The organism is Amycolatopsis sp. NPDC114484, assembly GCF_055633755.1.
This window is the reverse complement of sequence record NZ_JBVKDQ010000020.1, coordinates 74381-95260: the sequence shown is the minus strand read 5'-3', so window position 1 is coordinate 95260 and position 20880 is coordinate 74381. Positions and strand designations below refer to the sequence as shown.

The 20880-nt window shown below is 67.8% G+C and carries 8 protein-coding genes and 3 pseudogenes; 2 read left to right on the top strand and 9 right to left on the bottom strand.

From position 1 onward, the window contains the following. Positions 1-128: 128 nt before the first annotated feature. Positions 129-740, bottom strand: a complete 612-nt coding sequence (locus ACZ7SW_RS35905) for a hypothetical protein (protein ID WP_470234813.1) — start codon at positions 738-740, stop codon at positions 129-131. 818 nt (positions 741-1558) lie between these two features. On the opposite strand from ACZ7SW_RS35905, the gene ACZ7SW_RS35900 reads away from it, so the two are divergent. Further along, positions 1559-1975 carry a cold-shock protein gene (locus tag ACZ7SW_RS35900; RefSeq protein WP_470234812.1) on the top strand — a complete coding sequence of 139 codons (417 nt, stop codon included), beginning with the start codon at positions 1559-1561 and terminating at the stop codon, positions 1973-1975. 694 nt (positions 1976-2669) lie between these two features. Here ACZ7SW_RS35900 and ACZ7SW_RS35895 read toward each other — a convergent pair. From ACZ7SW_RS35895 to ACZ7SW_RS35870, 6 genes and pseudogenes are all read right to left on the bottom strand, one after another. Beyond that, positions 2670-3023: a peptidase inhibitor family I36 protein gene (locus ACZ7SW_RS35895; protein ID WP_470234811.1), complete on the bottom strand. Its 354-nt coding sequence runs from the start codon at positions 3021-3023 to the stop codon at positions 2670-2672. Between the two features lie 1247 nt (positions 3024-4270). Then, positions 4271-4717, bottom strand: coding sequence for a transposase (locus tag ACZ7SW_RS35890; protein ID WP_470234860.1), 447 nt, complete (start codon positions 4715-4717; stop codon positions 4271-4273). A gap of 214 nt (positions 4718-4931) precedes the next feature. Further along, positions 4932-5177, bottom strand: a pseudogene (locus ACZ7SW_RS35885) (IS110 family transposase); the annotation flags it as partial. A gap of 36 nt (positions 5178-5213) precedes the next feature. Continuing rightward, positions 5214-5907: pseudogene (locus ACZ7SW_RS35880) on the bottom strand (IS630 family transposase); the annotation flags it as partial. A gap of 163 nt (positions 5908-6070) precedes the next feature. Beyond that, positions 6071-7090: a class I SAM-dependent methyltransferase gene (locus ACZ7SW_RS35875; RefSeq protein ID WP_470234810.1), complete on the bottom strand. Its 1020-nt coding sequence runs from the start codon at positions 7088-7090 to the stop codon at positions 6071-6073. Between the two features lie 14 nt (positions 7091-7104). Further along, complete coding sequence (locus tag ACZ7SW_RS35870) at positions 7105-8166, bottom strand: LLM class flavin-dependent oxidoreductase (RefSeq protein WP_470234809.1); 1062 nt, start codon at positions 8164-8166, stop codon at positions 7105-7107. Positions 8167-8385: 219 nt separating this feature from the next. Between ACZ7SW_RS35870 and ACZ7SW_RS35865 the strand changes: the two genes are divergently transcribed. Further along, complete coding sequence (locus ACZ7SW_RS35865) at positions 8386-9603, top strand: IS110 family RNA-guided transposase (protein ID WP_470234808.1); 1218 nt, start codon at positions 8386-8388, stop codon at positions 9601-9603. 43 nt (positions 9604-9646) lie between these two features. On the opposite strand, the pseudogene ACZ7SW_RS35860 reads toward ACZ7SW_RS35865, so the two are convergent. Both ACZ7SW_RS35860 and ACZ7SW_RS35855 read right to left on the bottom strand, forming a co-directional pair. Next, a pseudogene (locus tag ACZ7SW_RS35860) lies at positions 9647-11617 on the bottom strand (type I polyketide synthase); the annotation flags it as partial. An 83-nt stretch (positions 11618-11700) separates the two neighbouring features. Further along, positions 11701-20544, bottom strand: a complete 8844-nt coding sequence (locus ACZ7SW_RS35855; RefSeq protein ID WP_470234807.1) for an SDR family NAD(P)-dependent oxidoreductase — start codon at positions 20542-20544, stop codon at positions 11701-11703. Between the last annotated feature and the right edge of the window lie 336 nt (positions 20545-20880).

Genomic DNA, 20880 nt, shown 5'->3' with positions numbered 1-20880 from the left:
GGACGTGATCGGAGGAGGAAGGGTGACCGCGAGGCAGGAGGGAGGATGTTAGTGGTGGCGCCGGGAACCCCTTCTGGGCCTGCCCGGACCGCCTGTCCGCCGCGCCCCGCGCAAGGGTTCCCGCTCGATCAGCCGTTCGGCCGTGCCGGCCGCGGGCCACGCCGGGCAGGCCCGCCGGACGGGCCCGCCCCGGCCGGTCGCTGGCCCACGAATTTCGCGACCGCTTTCGTTCCGTCCACTTCGGCCAGGACTCGGACGTCCTTGTCTCCGGCTTTGAGCGCGCCGGGCTCCCGGGTGCCGGAATCGAGCACGTAGGTCTGCCGGTAGCCATCCGAACTGGTCAAGGTCAGCGAACCGGAGCTGATCGCGGTGACCACCCCGTTCTGCATCCGCCGCGTCGTGGTGCCGCCGGCGGGATTCGTCACGACCGCGTCGCCGTGCAGCATTCCGGCGCCGAATCCCGGTGCGCCGCCCGGCCCGCCGGGCCCGCCGGGACCGCCCGGGCCGCCGAAGCGGCAGCCGTGCGCGCCGGCGGCCGGGCCGCACGCCGCTGGGCCGCCTTCCGCGGCGCTGATGCCCGCGAAGGCCGCGAACCCGCCGCCGACCACGATCGCCGCGGCAGCCGCGCCGACGAGAACATTCCGGCGCCGGCGGCCGTTCTTCGGGCGCATCGCCGGAGCACCCGGCTCCGCGGCTTCGACGTCTGCCGGACGGTTTTCTTCATTGAACCGAGTCGCCATTGTCTTCTCCTTTTTCTGATGCCGTACGGATCATTTTTCCCGAATCAACCTGTGCGCCAGCTGTGCGCCCGTTAAGCAAACCCTGTGCCGCCGCATTCGCGACCCGAAAGGAAATACGTGCTGCACATTCACCCCTGAAAGACAGGCAATTCCACCGCGTTGCCAGGTTCGCGAGGGTTTTCCCGAAGACTGCGGCAGCCCGCTTCCGCATTGGCTCCGGACGTGAGCTTCGGGCCAATCGGCTCGACGCCCGGCGACACCGGACTCCGCCGGTCAGCCCTTCCCCGGACTTCCGCGACGAACTCGATCACACTTCTGAAGAAGACGAAGGCCGCACAGGCGCAGTCAGACGGTTGCCTACTCGGCTGCCCGCCTCCGCCCAGCGGCCGAGCCGCCCCGCGTCGTTGACATGCGACAGTGGTCGCGTTCACAAACCAAGCGACCGCGCCCAGTACCTCATCGAACACAGCAGTTCCACGCAATCGCGCGGGCGCGACACTGCCCGAACTCCCCTGCCGACACTATGATGCCACCTTCGCATATCGAGATCGCTAACGCTGCACAGCAGCATCCCGAGCACCCGCCGTCGCGGCGGCCGCAACCACAATCGCGCGGCAGCCGAGCGACGGACCGATGACCGCCTGGCCAGCCCAGTACTGCCCATTTGGGTCGAGCCACTGGGCAACATCCCCTGGTCCGTGACCCGTATACCGATCCGCCACTACACTCCGTACCGTATGTCGAAAGAACTTCTTGTGACATTTCGGAGACAAGCGGTGAAACCGGTGAGCCGGACGCGAACAGGCGGGGTTTTACGCATGAAAACGGAAACAGGAACAGTCGTCAAGTTCGACTCGGCACGCGGATACGGATTCGTGTCCCGCGACGCAGGCGGAGACGATGTCTTCGTCCACGCCAACGACATCAGTTTCGACAAGCGCCTGCTCACGCCCGGCGTGCAAGTACGATTCGTGGCGAAGGACGGTGCCCGCGGCATGAAGGCGTCGGATGTCCAGCTGTCAAACCTCGCGGAGGTACCTGTGGCGGAGCCAGGCCAGACTCCGGCGGCGGGCGGCGAGGAAGTGCTCTGCGACGTGCTCATGCCGGCAGAATTCGCCCGAGAACTCACCGAAGCCCTGTTGACGGGCGTGCCAGAGTTGACCGCAGCGCAGATCGTCGCCGTACGCCACCGGGTGGCGGAGGTTGCACAGGCGCACGGCTGGCTCGAACAGTGACGGTCGCTGGGAGACGGCCCGCTCGCCCGTACGCGACCGGCAGATTCCGGTAGCCGCACGCGAATTTCGCCGGCCGCGTGCACGACGACGGTCACTGCGAACCCGAGTTCGGAGAACTCGTCTCGTTCGGACGCGAGCACCTCGCGCCAGTCGGCCGGCGACGCGGCCGGCAGGCGTTGCCTCGGACCTCGTTGTCGTCCTTGGCTGCCGGATAGATCCCTGTGGCCGAAGGGCGGCTCAGGACCTTCCGCCCGAAAACCGGCAGCAGCGACTCGGTCGCGCGGCGCATGCAGGCGTTCCCCCGGAGTTGTCCGCACCGCTAGCGCACCTGGCCGATGCTACGGGTCATCCAGCTGGCCCGACAAAGGATTTGCCGGGCCAGCCGATGTCGCACCGATCTCCTGCCTTCGCATGCGAATGGCAGCGGTTCCCGGCGGTGTCGTCGCGGTACGAACACGTCTCCGATCCACAGCACCGCCCGCGGCCGGGTACCCCGTCGAGAACCTGACGCGCGGCACGAAGCCGACCTCTGCCCGGAGCCCAGCCGAGCCAACGGATTCCCGGCGGGAACCCACGGGTTCCGCGCGCCATTGACAGATCTCGCAGACTCTCCATCGGCGTCATCAGCTTGGCGGACGAACCGAATCCGCAACCGATGGCGCTTCCCGCGATTTCGCGAGATGGCCAGTTCCGCTCACCAGACGCTGGTGGTCTTGTCATTGGCAGCCGAACCTACGTTCGCGGAAGCAGTACGAGGAGCGGCAATAACCAAGAGACGTCCCCCGTAGTTGACATTCTCGTAAAGATACCAAGACCGATCCGTATGATTGCTGAATGAGGTAATCTTGTCGTTGAAGTCCGCCCCGACATTGAACGAATGGTCGTTCAAAAGCAATACATCCCCACCCCAGGAGGTGTCCTTGTAGAGGCAGAGGAAGCCGTTCGGGCAGTCCGCCGCAAAGGCCGTCGCTTGAGGCAGCACAGCCATGGCTGCCGCCGCGGCCAATGCAATGGAGACGACACGTGCTCGCGTCCGTTTGATTCGCATGAAACATCCTTTCACGTTCAACGTCAGAAACTTTGTCCTAGTTGCGCGAAACAATTACCCGCACGAGCTCCATCAAGCCCGAAAGGTGCAATCCGTCAGGACATCTTCCTGCTGAGACGGCGCGTGAACCACTGAGAACTCACGCAATCACAGCGAGCATTTTGAACCCGCCCGGGCCTGCCGGTCGCATTTCAGCCGGTCCAGCCCTCGGCAATGCGATCACCTCTCCAGACCGCGCTTCCCGCATCGACCAACGGGCGCTCACCGAGCTCGGTCACCCTCGCCACTGCGCCAGTTCCGCTGTCTTCTCACCCGTCCAATGCTCGACCTGGCTTCTTCACGAATCCTTCATCGCAAGCATTCCGCCCTCGACCTGCCTGGGCCCGCTCCCGCCGTGGTCAGCGTTCACAGTTGTGCGGCCTGCAAGTTCCGGTTCCCGCTTTCCCCGCCGAATGCGAGGGCGAGCTCGTTGACGGCGGAAACCCCACGCATCGTCCAACCTGTGCGGTCCGGTCACGCACCGCGTACCAGCCCGGACCCCTGACCGGCCCCGGCCCCTCATCCACAGCCCTCCACCTCGGAACCGACGTTCACCGCGAACCCTGCCCCGTCTTCGCTCGAACGTGCTTCCCGAGAGCTTCGCGCTTCGCCCCTCGCCTCGCCAGCCCAGCCCTCGACCACGGCGTCCGGCCAAGGCCCCGGTTCCGCGTGCCGGTCGTCCCCGCCAGCCGTATCCGGAGTCCCGTCGCCTTCGGACTTGATTCAGCGTGCGGATGCGGAAATAACGAGCATGGAGTATGCCTCGACCCGGATAAACACCTCGCCGACGGGCCACGTGACGATGGTGCGGCGGTTGCCGCATTGTCTACACTCGACGAGACCCCTCGGTCAACTGGCGTCAAATCCGCAGATTCCGGTCGAGGTCGACCAGTGTCCTGCGTCAGAAATTTGTCGGCAGAAGTTGACGAGTGACTCGAGGATCTCGGCGGCGGTCTTGGTCCGGTGAAAGGCATGGGGGTTGTTGTTCCATTCCTTGATCCACGAGCGGATGTCGGCTTCGAGGTTCTGGACGCTCTTGCGGGCGCCGCGCCTTGATCTGCTGATCAGCAAGGAAACCGAACCACCGCTCAACCTGATTGATCCAGAAGGAACCGGTTGGAGTGAAGTGCATGTGAAAACGAGGGCGGCGTTCCAGCCACGCCCGGATCGCGGGTGTTTAGTGGGTGCCGCAGATGCCCCTATGGATGTCAAGCGACGGAAGTGCGTTGTTGCGTGTCGGGTTCCGGTGTGGGGCGTGTGATCAGAGAGTAGATCTCGCGGACGATGTAGCGTTTGAGACAGCGGATGGCCTCGCGGCGGGTTTTGCCTTCCCTGATGCGTCGGTCGAGATAGTCGCGGCTGCGCCCGTCCCAGCGCAGCCGCGAGAGCGTCATGCGGTAGAGCGCGGCGTTGGTATGGCGGTCGCCGCCGCAGTCGAGGCACCGTCGTTGGGTTTTCCCCGAGGATGCCTCGATGGGACTGGCGCCCGCAAAGTGCTGCGAAGGACACCTCGCTGCGGAGCCGATCGGGGTTGTCGCCGGCGGTGATGAGCAGCGCTGCTGCACTGTCTGGGCCGATCCCGGGCCGCTCGAGCAGTGCTGGAGCGTGCCTGGAGACAGTAGCGGCGATCTGCTTTTCCAGGTCGTGGATCTCATCGGTCACCTCGTGGATCCGGCTGGCGAGCAGCCGCACCGTGTAGGCGGCCGCGCTGGTGACATCACTGGGCGTGGTTGTGTCGAGTAGTGCGCAGCGCCGGAACAGAACGGGGTTGCTCAGCCCTGCCAGCTCCTCGCGCAGAGCCGGTTCTGCGGCGACGAGGACGGCCTTGAGCTGGTTGAGCGTCTGCGTGCGGGCCTTGACGGCGGATGCCTTGGCCAGCTTGAACATTCGTATCATTTCCACCGGCCCGTCGCCGGTTTTCCCGCTGCTGGTGGCCCGACCGGAAATGATGGCGCGAGCGGCTGTTTCCGCGTCGATGGCGTCGGTCTTGCCGCGTCGGCGCCGGGTGGCCTTGTCGGGCTGGCTGATCTCGATCACCTGCACGTCCCCGGCTCGCAAGTGCCGAGCCAGCGCCGCGCCGTAGGAGCCGGTGCACTCAACCCCGGCCCGCCGCAGCGTGCCGAACGTACGCGCCCAGACCAGCAGATGCCGGTAGCCGGCCGCGGTTGCCGGGAACAGCGTGGTCAGACCGTTGCGGACGTAGTCGTGAGTACGACGCTCAGGCGTGCCGGGCATCATCGGGAGCACCGGCAGGGACCGATTCCAAAGCCTGGATCTGCGACTTCTCGTCAACAGAAAGGCCGATCGCGCCGTCGGGTGGATTGAAATACAATCCGACAACGTCGTGCACTTTCTCCACGAACAACGGATCGGTCGACAGTGTGAAGGTGTCGGTCAGATTCGGTTTGAGCTGAAATCTGCGCCAGATCCGGCCGACAGTCGATTTGGACAAGCCGCTGTGCTGCGCCATCGACGCCCGCGACCAGTGCGTAGCTTCTTTCGGAATTTCCTCCGGCGTCGCCACCGCGACCGCTTCCACGTCCTCGACCCCGATCACCGGCGGACGACCGGGCCGAGGTTCATCGACCAACCCATCCAGACGGTGCGCGAGGAATCGTCGACGCCGCTTGCGGACCATGTCCGGCGAGACATCGAGATCCTTCGCCACACCCGCGACCGGAGGCACACCGTCCTGGGCGCACGCCAACACAATTCGAGAGCGTGCGCCCAAAGCCTGCGCCGAATTTCGTCGCCGCACCCAGCGTTCCAGCGTGGACCGCTCCTCATCGGTGAGGATTACCGGCTCAAGTTTCGGCCCCCGACGTCCTGCGACACCACCAGACATACCATCAGGCTATAACTGACGACGAATTAACGGCGCAGGACACTAGCCGGCTGCCTGTCGCCGGAGCTGGTCACGCCGGGCGGCATGACGAATATTTCGAAGTGGCGGGCGCGTGCTTCCTGGACTCAGGCAGAACAAGCCCATGCCAAGACCCTGTGGTTCGTCACTTGGTCGCGACCGCAATCGAGTACGGGCCGACGAGCGGGACGATCGTCACTGTCGAGAAGCCCGCTTCGCGCATCCACTCTTCGCACTCGGCTCCGGTGTAGTCGAATCCGTCGCGGGTCTCGACCAGCATGTTCAGATTCATCAGCAAGCCGAAAGTGTTCTGCCTCCGGTCATCGTCGATGATCGCGTCGTAGGCGATCAGCGATCCGCCAGGCGGCAGTGCGGCGCACGCTTTCGCCAGCAACATTTTCTTTTCCTCCAGGCTCCAGTCGTGGAGGATGTGCCCCATCACCAGCACGTCGGCCTTAGGCAGGTCGTCCACGAAGAAGTCGCCAGGCCAGAAGGTCACTCGGTCGCTCTGGCCGCGCTCTTTCACATACGATTCGAAGATCGGGCGGATGGCCGGAAGGTCGAACCCGCCGATCGACAGATGCGGGTGCCGGCGTGCCAGCTCGACCGGCAACCGGCCTTGCGCGGTGCCGATGTCGATGACCGAGCGATGCAGCTCCCACGGAAATCGATCGGCGAGCGCCCGAGCCGGCCCGGTGCTGCCGCCGCTCATGCCGGCGACGAATTCCTGAAGCTCGACTGGGTTCTGGTACAAGTTGTCGAAAAAGGTGCCGTCCGCCTGGCCGCGCAATCCGTTCTGCGGTTCGCCGGTGCGCAGCGCCGTGGTCAGCCCCGACCAGGCGTCCCACATGTGCCCGTTCGACAAGGCGAGCAGGCCGCCCATGTATGTTTCCCGGCCGCTAACCAGGAAGGTGTCGCTCTCGACGGTGTTGCGGTAAAGGTCGTCGCCTTCGCGTTCAAGCAAGCCGAGGCCCACCAGCGCGTCGAGGAGCCCTTTGCTGCCGCGCGGGTGCAGGCCGAGTTCGGCCGTCAGCTCGGCGCTGGTCTTCGGCCGGTCGGCCAGTGCGGTGAATACCCCGAGCTCGGACGCGCTGAGCAGGGTTTTGGAAGCCCAGAAGCCGACGCTGAGCTGGACGATCGTCTGCGGGTTCACGTCTTCGGCCATCGGATCGATCTCCTTCACAGTTTCTTGAGTTCGGGCAGGACTTCGCGAGCGAACAGGTCCTGGCTCGCCGCGGTTTCGTCGTGGTTCAGGCCGCCATGGGAGAACACCACGTTGGCTTGCACCGGCCCGGTCAGTGCCAGGCGTTTGCGGTACTTTTCGACGATCTGGTCGGGAGTGCCCCAGATTTGCGAGTCCACGAAAGCCTGCGCGGCGTTGTCCATCCCGGCCGCGCGGATCGCGGCCGCACCTTCGGCGTAATCGAGGTATCCCTTGGTTCGGGCGAAGTGGTCGCCGGCGAAGTCGTAATGCTGGACGACCGAAACGAAATAGTTTCCGATCGCTTCGCGAGCGCGCCTTTCCGCTTCCGCCGGATCGGCATGGCAGTAGGTGAAGTCAGTGAGCACCGCGGGCGCCGGCTCGCGGACGTGGCGCTGCCGGAAGAGCTCGCGGTACCCGCCCACGGCCGCGGCCAGGACGTCAGCGGGGTGTTGGACGAACGTCATCATCGTGGCGCCGAGCTCGGCCGCGATCAGCTGGGAGTCCGGCGACATGGCCACGCAGAAGATCCGGTCGGCGAACGAGCGGCTGGGCCGAGGGCGGACTTCGACTTGAGGCTGGGGGTAGAAGGGTCCGTCGTTGCGCACTTTCCCGGTTTCCAAGCCTCGCAGCACCATGCGGGCGGCTTCGTCGAAGCGCTCCCGGGATTCGTTCATGTCCGCCCGGAACCCCTCGTACTCCATCTTCGCCAGTCCCCTCCCCAGGCCGACGAGCAGCCTGCCGTGGCTCAGGATGTCGAGCACGACCAGCTGTTCGACCACCCGGAGCGGGTCGTGCCACGGCAGGATGACCGCGCCGGTGCCCAGCGGAATGGTTTTGGTGCGCGCGGCGAGATAGGACAGCACCTGGGTCGAATCCGGGCACATCGCGAAGCCGTCGAAATGGTGCTCCACGGACCAGACGGAGTCGAATCCTTGGTCCTCGACCTGGTCGAGCAGCGCCAATTCCGCATGGTACATCTGCTCGTCGCTGAGATCCGGCCGATAGTTCTGCCACCCGACGTGGTATCCCACATGCATATCGCTGTCCCTAAGGTTGATGTTGTTCGGGGTGAGTGCCCCGGATGCCCAGGGCGATGGGGTGTGGCTGATCGTTGTCTGCCGCTTGGTGGCTCGGAAGGAATGGCCGCCCCGTCGTTCTGGACGCCCTGGCCACTGATTCAGATCTGCTGCGGACCGTCGCTGTTTAGGGACCTGTTGGCGGGGTTGTCCATGGGGCTGGCCTGCGACGACAGGAGAATGAGCGTGACGGATCGGCCGCTGGTGTGGGTCGGTGTCGATGTGGGCAAGGCGACGCATCACGCGTGTGTGACGGACCCGGCCGGGAAGGTGGTGTTCTCGCAGAAGGTCGTCAACGACCAGGCCGCGATCGAGCAGCTCGTGGCCCGCGCCGGCCAGAGCGCCGACGAGGTGCGGTGGGCGATCGATCTGACCGGCAACGCCGCCGCGCTGCTGACGGCGGTGCTGATCGCGACCGGGCAGCAGGTGGTTTATGTGCCCGGCCGGGTCGTCAACCGGATGACCGGCGTGTTCCGCGGCGAGGCGAAGTCGGATGCCAAAGACGCCCGGGTGATCGCCGAGACCGCGCGCATGCGCACCGATCTGACGCCGGTCGCCGTCACTGACGACCTGGTCGTCGAGCTGACCCGGCTCACCGCGCACCGCGAGGACCTGATGGCCGACTGGGTCCGCGGCGTCAACCGGCTGCGCGACCTGCTGACCGGGATCTTCCCCGCGCTGGAACGCGCCTTCGACTACTCCACCCGCAGCGCCCTGGTCCTGCTCACCGGTTTCCAGACACCGCAAGCGATCCGCGACGCCGGTCAGTCCGGCGTGGACAGTTATCTGCGTGAGCACGGCGCCTGGCCCAAGGGCATCCCCGGCATGGCCGCCGACGCGGTGGCCGCCGCCGGAGCCCAGACGCTGCGGCTGCCCGGCGAGACGACCACCGCCGCGCTGATCGCCGGGCTGGCCCGTCAGCTGCTCGACCTGGACCGGCAGATCAAGGACACCGACAAGCTGATCACCAGCCGGTTCCGGGCACATCCGCAGGCGGAGATCATCGAATCGCTGCCCGGTCTCGGGCCGGTCCTGGGCGCGGAGTTCCTCGTGTCCACCGGCGGGAATCTCGCCGCCTTCGCCACCTCCGGGCGACTGGCCTCCTGCGCCGGGCTCGTTCCCGTGCCTCAAGACTCGGGCCGGGTCACCGGCAACCTGCGCCGCCCCAAACGCTATAACCGCAGGCTGCGACGGGTATTCTACATGGCCGCGCTGTCCAGTCTCAAGGTCAACGGACCCTCCCGCGTGTTCTACGACAAGAAACGCGGCGAACGACTCCTCCACACCCAGGCCCTGCTCGCCCTGGCCCGGCCCTTGGTCGACGTGCTCTGGGCGCTGCTGCGCGACGGCCGGAAGTTCACACCGACCGCGCCACAACCCGCTACCGCAGTGGCTTGACACGATCATTCGGATTCCTTCCTGCTGTGGTGGGGAAAGGCACTCAGAGCCAGAAGTCCGAGTGTTCGAAGTCATATCCGGGCAGCGCCGTGCGGCGGCCCCGGGTGAGCGGTTTCCAGCTGACGGGTGCGCCGCGAACGTGCAGGGAGGCCAGCGTGCGAGCCAGTGCGCTGCCCGGCCCGGAAGCCGCGATGGTTCCGCGGACCTCGGACCCGAGCGCCAGCAGGAGGTCGGCGGACCGGTTGGCGACTGCTTGATCCAGATCGGCGGTGACCGCGATCGACGCCTCCGTCATGCCGGACGCGCGGGCGATGGCTTTGCCCGTTTCCTCGGGGACGCCGGGATGTGCGATGAGGAAGGCGGGCCGAATGCCCCATTCAGCCAATTCCTCGGCCAGGGCGAGCTGTTCGGCGCCCCGAAGTCCGTTCGGCACAACGTATCCGACCGAGGCCGGCTGGCGGTTGCCGATCGACAACGCCGGGTCGGGACGACCGGCGGCCAAGGCTCGCAGTGCGGAGATTCCCCTCGACAGCTTTTCGGCCAGCACTACGGCTCGCCAAGGGAATCCCGAGCGCGAGGGCAACGAGACGGCGACGTCCGATCGAGTCAGCCCGGCCTGTCCGGAGATCAGGGTAGCCAGCGCTGCAGCCAGCTTGCGCAGCGCGAGTTCGGTAGGTGCGTCGAGCAGCCACGGTATCGATTGGGCAGGTCCGGACGGTCCAGTGCCCTCCGTCTCGGGAGCTTGCTCGATGATGACGTGCGCGAGCGTGCCGCTGATTCCGAAGGCGGAGACAGCGGCACGGCGGGCTCGCCCCGTCTCCGGCCACAGACGGGTCTCGGTCAGCACGGCCAGGCCGGTGTCCGGCCAAGACACCTCGGTCGAGGGCGGATCCGCGTGGAGCGTCTTCGGCAGTACGCCGTGCCGGACCGCCCAGATCATCTTGATCAATCCCGCCACGCCCCCTGCTGCCTGCGTGTGCCCGATGTTGGATTTCACCGAGCCGATCCACATCGGTCGAGACGGTTCGCGCTCGCGGCCGTAGACGGCTTGGAGCGCTCCTGCTTCGACAGTGTCCCCGAGCGGAGTTCCGGTTCCGTGTGCGTCGACGGCGTCCACGTCGTTCGCGGTGAGGCCAGCGCGAACCAGCGCGTCGCGCAGAACACGCTGCTGGGCGCGACCGTTGGGAGCAGTCAAGCCATTGGACGCGCCGTCCTGACTGACTGCGGAGCCGCGAAGCACGGCGAGTACGTTGCGGCCGTTCCGGAGCGCATCGGACAGCCGTTCCAGCACGAGCACGCCGATGCCTTCGCCCCAGCCGGTGCCGTCGGCAGCGGAGGAGAAGGCTTTGCAGCGGCCGTCCGCAGCGATCCCGTGTTTGCTGAATTCGACGAACATCGCCGGCGTCGCCATCGTGGTCACTCCGGCGGCCAGGGCCAAGGAACACTCGCCGGCGCGGAGCGCGGTGCTCGCCAGATGCACGGCGACCAGGGACGACGAGCACGCGGTGTCCACCGTCACGGCGGGCCCTTCGAGGCCGAAGGCGTAAGCCACCCGTCCGGACACCACACTGCTGGTCACACTGGTCAGGTAGTGCTCGGCGTGGTTCATCCCGGCCGCGTCGATGCGGCGGGTGTAGTCGTTGTACATGACGCCGACGAACACGCCGGTGGGGCTCTGCCGGAGTGCTGTCGGGTCGACTCCCGCATGTTCGAACGCGTGCCAGGAGGTTTCGAGCATGAGCCGTTGCTGTGGGTCCATCAGCAGTGCCTCGGCTTCGCCGATGCCGAAGAAATCGGCGTCGAAGCCCTTGACGTCGATGAACCCGCCATGCCGGCAGCGGGATTTCCCGGGCTTGCCTGGGGCCGGGTCATAAAGGTCCGCGGGCCAGTCCCGGTCGACCGGAAACTCGGTGACGGCGCAGCGTTCGGCCGCCACCAAGTCCCACAACTGTTCGGGGGTGCGCACCTCGCCGGGAAACCGGCAGCCGGCTCCGATCACCGCGATCGGTTCCTCGGGCGGCCGCGCGCGGAGACGCTCGTTCTCGAGCAGCGTGACCCGGAGCGCCTCGGTCAGCTGCGCGGAAGTGGGAGCGGCCATCAGCGGGCCTCGTTGCGCAAGGCAAAGGCGACAAGTTCGTCCGCGGTCATGTCGCTGATCGCCGATCCGGTGGTCGGGGAGTCCGCAGCGGACGCCGGATCGACCTGGCCGAGCAGGTAGTCCGCAAGCTTCGTCACGTCGGAATAGTCGAACAGCAGGGTCGCCGGCAGGCTGACGCCAGTGGCCGCGGCCAGTGCATTGCGCAGTTCCACTGAGGACAGCGAATCGAAACCCATGTCGAAGAACGCGGCTTCGGGATCCACTTCCGCAGGGGAATTCTGCCCGAGGACAGCCGCGACTTGCTCGCGGATCAACTCGACTGCCGAGCGCCGGTCCGCGCCGACCAGGACAGCTCGGTCGGGCCCCCGGTTCGCTGGGGCCGGCCGCTGCCCGCCGCGCACGGCTGTCGCCGGGAAGAGCCCGCGGAGCAACGGAGGGGTGGCTCCAGTGCCGGCTTGTGCACGCAGTACCGCGCGATCGATCGGAACTGGCAGCAATACGGGCAGATCTGAGCCCAAGCTTGCGCGGAACGCGGAGAACATTTCGGCCGTAGTGATCGGGCGAAGTCCGTATCTCCGGATTCGGGCGAGCCCGGAATCGCTTACCCCGGCACGCATCCCCTCGGAGGTTGCCCACATCCCCCAGGCCAGCGCCGTACCCGGCAGCCCGGCAGCGTGCCGTTGCGCCATCAACGCCTCCATGAAGGCATTCGCGGCGGCGTAATTGCCCTGTCCCGGTGCGCCTACTGTCGCGGCGACGGAGGAGAAAACGACGAACAGCCGCAGGTCGCAGTCGAGCGTGAGGTCGTGGAGGTGCACCAAAGCATCCACTTTCGGTGCGGCGACCGCGTCGATGTCGTCCGCGGTCATCGTCGTCACGGTCGCGTCCGAGAGCACGCCGGCAAGGTGCACGACTGCGACGAGCGGGTGCGCTGGGTCGACGCCGCCGACCAGTCGGCTGACCGCGAGGCGATTGGTTACGTCACAGGAGACGAGGTCGACCGTTGTCGCGCCCTGATCGAGCAACCGGGCGCGCAGGCGGCCGGCACTGGCCGATTGCGCACCGCTCCGGCTGGCGAGCAGCAGGTGCATGGCGCCGCAACGGGTTACCAGGTATTCGGCGAACTCGGCGGCGAGCCCGCCCGTGCCGCCGGTCAGCAAAACGGTGCCGGCGGACAGGTCGATTTCGGCGTTCTTCGCGACGGCCCGGGCGAATCGGGGAGCCAGCAAACGTCCGTTCCGGAGCGCGAGGTGCGGCTCGTCCGGCGGGAGCCCCGCGGGTAGCGCCACCGGTCCCGTCTCGTCGATGTCGACCAGGACGAACCTGCCTGGGTGTTCGAATTGCGCGCTGCGCACCAGCGCGGCCGCGGCGGCGTGGACGGCGTTGGCAACGGGCTCGCCGTCCCAGGTCGACACCGCCTGCTCGGTCAGAACGACCAACCGCGACGTCTCCGGCTTGGCCAGCCAAGCGCGCAGCATCGCGAGCGTGCGGTGAAGGGCCGAGTGGGTTGCCCCCACCAGTTCCTCGTCTCCCAGCCGAGCCGCGCCGAAGCCGGGGAGTCGCGCCGCCACGAGCGGCGGCAGATCGTCGTCCGGGCTGAGCTGGTCCCAGTCCAGAACCACGATTGGTTGCGCCGCTGCGGGAGAAAGAGGAACCGGTACCCACTCCGGCGCGAAGAGCACGTCGTGCAAGTTTTGCTCAGTGGCGGTGGTCAGCGGCCGGAGCGCGAGCTTCTGCACTGTCAGGAGGCGACGGCCAGCCAGGTCGTCAACGGAGAGCGAAACCTGGTCGTGGGGGGCCCGGGTCAACCGGACCCGAACCGTCGTGCCCAGCGCGTCGGAAGCGGTCACTCCGCTCCAGCAGAACGGAACCAGCACGGTGTCGCCGTCGTCCAGGACGGCGACACCGTGCAGGCACGCGTCCAACAGCGCCGGATGCACGGTGAAACCGCTCTGCGCCGCGTCGGCCGGCAGCGTGACTTCAGCGAAGACCTCGTCAGCTGACCGCCACACTCTGCGCAAGCCGCGAAACGCGGATCCGTAGTCGTACCCACGTGCGGCGAGGTCCCGGTAGAGTCCCGGAACTTCGACCGGGACCGCGTCCGCCGGCGGCCACTCGGCACCATCCTGGACAACGTCGCCCGGGGGTACCGCCGCGAGCGTGCCGGATGCGTGGTGTGTCCACTTCGGACTTCCGGGAACCGAAGAGTGGATGTCGAACTGGCGTACGCCGTTGTTGGCCAATTCCCCGACCGTAACCTGAAGCCGGACCTCTGGTGCCGCGTCCAGGACCAGCGGGTTGTGGTGGGTCAGTTCGGTCAGGTGCGTGCTGCCGAGCTGCCTCCCCGCTTGCAGCGCCAGTTCGACGAATCCGGTTCCGGGGAACAACACCTCGTCGAGCACGGTGTGGCTGGCCAGCCAGGGCGCGGCGCGGAGCGAGACACGGCCGTCGAGTACCGAACCGGATCCGACCGCCAGCTCGACAGGATCGTCGAGGAACGGGTGGCCGGGGCGGGGCAGGGCTTCCGGCTCGGCGGAGAGCCAGTACCGGTGCTGTTGGAACGCGTAGGCGGGCAGACCGTCGACGAGATTTCCGGCGGAGAAGATTCCGGTCCAGTCGATCGGATCCCCGCACACGTGCTTGTCGGCCAGTTCGACCAGCGCGGTCAGGTCGGCCCCGGCGAATTCGGTCGCGGGGCGGGGTGACTGGTCGTGTCCCTGGCCGCTTCGCACTCGGGGCCCGTCTTCGCCTTTCGCCAGCAGCGCGAGGCCTTCGAGGAGCTGCTCCGCCGAGGAACCGACGACGACACCACGCCAGCGGAAGACTGAGCGGCGAGCGAGCGTATAAGCGACGTCGGCGACTGCGTGCTCCGGTGCCGACAGGAGGAAGTCGCACAGGTGCCGTGCCTGGTCCCGCAAGGCGGCCTGTGTGCGGCCGGACAGTACCCAGGCCGCCGGCCCGGTCCACGCCGATCCCGCGGCGTCCGGGACGGGCGGCTCCTGGAGGATCGCGTGGCCGATCGTGCCGCCGATGCCGAACCCGGAGACGGCCGCGCGGCGCGGCTGATCGCCGGCTGGCCACGGCCGTTCGCGGTGCAGGAGCGCCAAACCGCTGGTCGGCCAGTCGATCAACGGGGTGGGCTCGTCCGCGTGCAGCGTCTTCGGGAGCACTCCGTGCCGGAAGGCTCCGGCCATCTTGATGATCCCGGCGACAGCGCCGGAGGTCTGCGGGTGCCCGAGGTTCGATTTCACCGATCCCAGCCAGAGCGGACGGCCGGGAACGCGGTCGCGACCGTAGGTCTCCAAGAGCGCTTGCGCCTCGATCGGGTCGCCGAGCCGGGTGCCGGTGCCGTGCGCTTCGACGACGTCGATGTCGCGGGCCGCGATCCCGGCGTCGCGGAGCGCGTTCCGGATCGTGCGCTGTTGTGCGTTGCCGTTGGGCGCAGTGAACCCGTTGGACGCGCCGTCCGAGTTGACCGCGGTCCCCAGCACCAGGGCATGGATCGGGTGGCCGAGGCGCTGCGCGTCCGACAGCCGTTCGAGCAGCAGGACGCCGACGCCCTCACCCCAGCCGGTGCCGTCGGCTCCGGCGGCAAAGGACCTGCACCGGCCGTCCGGCGACAAAGCGCGCAACCGGGAGAACTCGACGAACGACTGCGGCGTGGCCATCACCGTCGCACCGCCCGCGACGGCCAGCGGGCACTGCCCGGCGCGCAGCGCGTTGATCGCCAGGTGCAAGGTCACCAGCGACGAGGAACAGGCAGTGTCCACGCTGATCGACGGGCCTTCGAAACCGAAGAAGTAGGACACTCGCCCGGTTGCTGTGCTGCCGGCGACACCGCTTTGGAGGTACCCCTCGTGTGCGCGCATCGCACGCGGCCGGTCGACCCAGCGCGGCGTGTAGTCCTGGTAGGTGATGCCGACGAACACGCCGGTTTCGCTGCCGCGCAACGATATCGGATCGATGCCGGCCCGTTCGACGGCTTCCCACGTGGTCTCCAGCAGCAGCCGCTGCTGGGCGTCCATCACGATCGCCTCCCGGGGTGCGATGCCGAAGAACTCCGGGTCGAAAAGCGCCGCGTCGTCCAGGAAACCGCCTCCGGCGCAGTACGACTTGCCGGGCTGGTCGGGATCGGGGTGGTACAGATCGGCGGGCCAGCCGCGGTCGGCCGGAAATCCGCTCACCGCGTCGCGGCCCGCGGCCACCAGGTCCCACAGCTGCTCCGGCGTTCGGACACCGCCGGGGAAGCGGCAGCCCATCCCGACGATGGCGATCGGCTCACGACCTGGATCGGCGAGCGGCGGTGCGGCAACGGGGCCGACGCTGTGCGCGGCGACCGCCGGACTCACGGCGGGCTCGGTCCGGCGCGGGGCTGATTCAGCGGGAGCCAGCCGGCTCAGGTGCTCGGCGAGCGCGGCCGGCGTGGGGTGGTCGTAGGCAACCGACGAAGGGAGCGCGATACCTGTCGCGGCGGTCAGCCGGGTGCGCAGCTCCAACGCACTGACCGAGCTGAGACCAGCTTCGGAGAAGGTTTGGCGCGGCTGCACTTCGTCCGGGTCGCTCGAGCCCAAGCAAGCCGCGGCCTCCCGGCGGACAAGGTCGAGCAGGCCGGCGGACGGGGCTGCGATCGCGCGGACGGGAGCGGGAACGGTCAATCCGGGCCGGTTCCGCGCTGCGCAGCGCCCGACCCAGAAGTGCTGGTGCTGAAAGGGATAGGTCGGCAGGTCAGGCAGCACGTCCGCCGGGCTCCCGGAGCCTCGCCGGGTGCTGTCCGTCATCGCACGCAGATCGATCGGACATCCGGCGACCTGAAGTTGAGCTGCCGCTCGCACGATCGTCGCCGGCTCCGCCCGCCCGCGCCGGAGACACTCGACGACCACCGCGTCCTTTTCGGTCAGGCAGGCGCGAGCTTGGACAGCGAGGGCAGCGCCCGGACCGACTTCCAGAAACGCCCGTGCGCCGACCGCCCAGGCCGCGTGCACGCCATCGGCGAACCGGACGGTGCTGAGGACGTGCTGTACCCAGTACTCCGGGCGGCACATCTGGTCCTGGACGAGGCTCCCGGACGCGTTGGCCATGATCGGCAGGACCGGCGGACGGAAGTCGACGGTGCGCAGGACTGCCTCGAACTCCGCGCACATGTCGTTCATCAACGGGGAATGGAAAGCATGGCTGACTCTCAGCGGCCAGACCTGGCGTCCGATAGCTTCGAACTCCGAAGCTATCGCACGGATCTCTTCGGTGCGTCCGGACACGACCACATTGTCCGGCCCGTTGACGGCGGCGATACTGGCATCCAGCCCCAGTTCCGCGAGAGCTTGGCGGATCTCCGCCTCAGTGGCGTCAAGGGCCGCCATCGCGCCTTCGGCCCGGACCGATTCCATGAGCCGGGCTCGCGCGGACACCACGCGTACCGCATCCGGCAAGCTGAAGACTCCAGCGACGTGAGCCGCGACAAGCTCGCCGAGCGAGTGACCGAGCACCACGTGGGCGCGTACGCCCCAGGATTCGAGCAGGCGGAACAACGCGAGCTCAATGGCGAACAGGCCCGGTTGCGCCCACCTAGTGCGGGCGAGCAGCTGTTCGTCTCCGAAGACTACATCGCGCAGACTGCCCCCGGCATCGGCGTCGAACAGCGCGCATATCTCGTTGAAAACGCGGGCGAACTCGGGGAACTCGGCGTACAGCCCCTTGCCCATTCCGGGGTACTGGCTGCCTTGTCCGGAGAACAGCACCGCCAGCGGGGCGTCAACGGCCCGCCCGGCCCACACGCTTATCGCAGACGCCCCGCTGGCGACCGCGAACAGGCCGTCCGCCAGCGCTGACGCCGAATCGCCGACAGCGACGGCGCGCCAGGGAAAACTCGCCCGCCGTCCCATCTGGCGGCACACTTGCCGGAGTGCGGGACGTTCGGAGCCGCGCAGGTACGCGGCGAGCTGTCCCGCTTGCGCGTGCAGCGCGGCCTCGGTTTTCGCGGACAGGGGGAGGGCGAGCCAGCTGTCCGGTTCCTCGGCTTCCCGCGTTTTCTGAGCCAGCGGGGCTTCCTCCACGAGCACATGCGCGTTGGTGCCGCTGATGCCGAACGCTGAGACACCGGCTCGACGCGGCCGTTCGCCGCGCGGCCACGGTGCGGGTTCGGTCAGCAGCGCGATCCGATCGGGATCCCACCGCACCTGCGGGGTCGGCTCGTCGACGTGCAGCGTTTTGGGCAAGGTCTCGTGCTGCAACGACAGGATCGTCTTGATGACGCCGACGACCCCCGCCGCGGTCTGGAGATGCCCGAGGTTGGACTTGGCTGATCCGAGCAGGAGCGGCCGATGCGCGGGGCGGTCCTGGCCGTAGGTCGCGAGCAACGCCCGCGCCTCGACAGGATCGCCGAGCCGGGTGCCGGTCCCGTGTGCTTCGACCGCATCCACCTCGGCCGGATCAAGGCTGGCATCGGCCAACGCCGCCCGGATGACATCCTGTTGCGCGAGGCCGTTCGGCGCGGTCAGGCCGTTCGAGGCACCGTCGGAATTCACCGCGCTGCCTCGCACGAGTGCGAGCACCGGATGCCTGTGGCGGCGAGCGTCCGACAGCCGTTCCAGTACCAGAACGCCCGCACCTTCGCCCCAACCGGTACCGTCGGCATTGGCGGCGAACGCCTTGCACCGCCCGTCTGGGGCCAGCCCGCGTTGCCGCGCGAAGGACACGAACATACCGGGGGTCGCCAGTACGGCGGCCCCGCCTGCCAGCGCCAGCGAGCATTCCCCGCTCCGCAGCGCCCTGCCCGCCAAGTGGAGCGCGACCAGGGACGCCGAACAGGCGGTGTCCACGGTGAGCGCCGGGCCGTGCAAATCCAACGCGTAGGCCACACGGCCGGACAGCACGCTCGGAGTCGTGCCGGTGAGCAAGAATCCGTCGAGCACTCCCGCCGATTCTTCGAGCGCCGGGCCGTACGGCTGAGCGGTCGCGCCCAAATAGACACCGGTCGCGCTGCCGCGCAGGGACGCGGGGTCGATTCCCGCGCGTTCGAGGGCCTCCCAGCAGATTTCCAGCATGATCCGCTGCTGGGGGTCCATCGCCCGCGCTTCGTGCTCCGAGATTCCGAAGAACTCGGCGTCGAACAACGCGGCTTCGGTCAGGAATCCGCCGGCCGCGGCGTAAGTCTTGCCCGGCCGGTCCGGATCCGGGTCGTACAGATCCGCGGCCCAGTTCCGATCTGCGGGGAAGGGACCCACCGCGTCCCGGCCGGCGAGCAGCGCCTGCCAGAACTGTTCGGGAGAGGCCAGCCCGCCCGGCAGCCGGCAGCCCATGCCCACGACAGCTATCGGGTCATCGCCCGAATCGGGAAGCGCCGATCGGACGGTGCGGCGGACGGGAAGTCCCCTGAGATGGGAGATGAGTGCGGCCGGGGTGCTGTGGTCGAACAGCACTGTCGGCAGCAGCTCGGTCCCAGCGTCGCGCGCGATCCGCGCACACAGCTCGACGGCCGCGGCCGAATCGAAGCCCAGTTCGTGAAAGCTGCGGTTCGGGTCGAAATCGTCCGGGGAGCGCAAACCCAGCACACCCGCTGTGTGTGCGCGGACGACCTCGGCCAGATCTTCGGCTGGTTCCGGCGGACAGAAATCGGTGCCGCGCACATGCAACTGGGCAGTCGCAGTGGCGATAGAGCCGGCCACCGGCCGGCTTTTGCGCAGGAGCGGGACCGTCTCGACGGCGTGTTCGCCAGCCAGGCAATCCCACACGATCGGGCTCAGCACGGCGTCCGGGCCGACCTCCACAAAAGTCCGCACACCTTGCTCGTACAGCCAGGCGATACCGTCGGAGAAGCGCACCGGCTCGCGCATGCTGCGCGCCCAGTAACCGGCCGTGGCCACCGTGTCGTCGGCTGTTCCGGTGATTCCCGAGACGAGCGGTACCTCCGGGGTACGGAATTGGAGGCCTCTGACGCTCTGCTGGAGGTCGGCCAGAATGGGATCGACGCGGGCAGAATGCACAGCGACGTCGATCGGGAGCCGTTTGACCGCTCGTCCTTGCTTCGCGAAATAGTCGGCGACAGCTGCGACCGCTTCGGCATCGCCCGATGCCACGGTTGCCCGCGGGCCGTTGACGGCAGCGATCGACAATGTGCCAGGAAAGTCCCTGCGAACCGCCTGGACCTCGGATTCCGCTGCCTGCAGCGAAACCATCGCGCCGCCGTCGGCGAGGGTGCGCATCAGATTCGCCCGCGTGACCAGGAGCCGGACCGCGTCGTCGAAGACCAGGGCGCCGGCCAGGTACGCGGCGGCCAGATCCCCGGCCGAATGACCGAAGACATAGTCGGGAAGCACGCCGCGAGCGCGCAGCACGGCGAAGAGACCGGCTTGGACCACGAACAACGCGATCTGCGCGTAGTCGATCCGGGTGAGCAGCGCGGCTTCCGCCGCCCCCGCTTCGGCCAGCAGGACTTGCCGCGGCGAATGCTGCATGCTCGGCGACGCGATCCCGTCCAGCCGGTCCAGGACGGCGTTGGCCTCGGGGAACTCCGTGCACAACGCGGCGACCATGCCGGTCCACTCCGCGCCCGCGCCGGTGACCAGGAATGCCGTTGGCGACGGGACCGCAGTTCCGGTGAAGACCCCGGGGTAGGTGCGGCCCTCGGCGAGGGCGCGCAGGCCCTCCGCCAGGTCCACGCCACTGGCCGCGACGAGAGCCGCACGGTGTGCGGATCCAGGGCGGTGCGGGCCCGCCAGATCGACGATCTCGCTCGGGCCCAAGCCCGGATCCTGGTTCAACCGCGCGCCGAGCTGTCGAGCTTGGTCCCGGATGCCGTTCGGATCGGCTGCGGACAATAGCAAGGGAACAGCGCGCGCGTCGTTCATGGTCGGACCGTTCGGTCGAGGTGGGAGGTCAAGCCGGCGGTGCTTCGCCGAAAGCCCGGTTTGCCTGGTGCACCATGGGATTTGCGGGGAACGTCGGACCTGTTCCCGGCGACGGCGGCCAGAATGCCGGCGGACGCGGCACCCTGGCGAATCGAATGACCCTGGGTTGGTGCCTCCCGTCTGACGTGGCCTGGCGAACGGCGGTACGCCGTCGCCCGTTAGGGGGTCAGATGATGTCACCGAATGTGCGGGAATCGAGGAACGGTCGACCAGGGCGAGGTGCGATCGGCCAAGGCGGAGAGACGAACGGGCCACGACGGATTCGGCCGGCCAGGA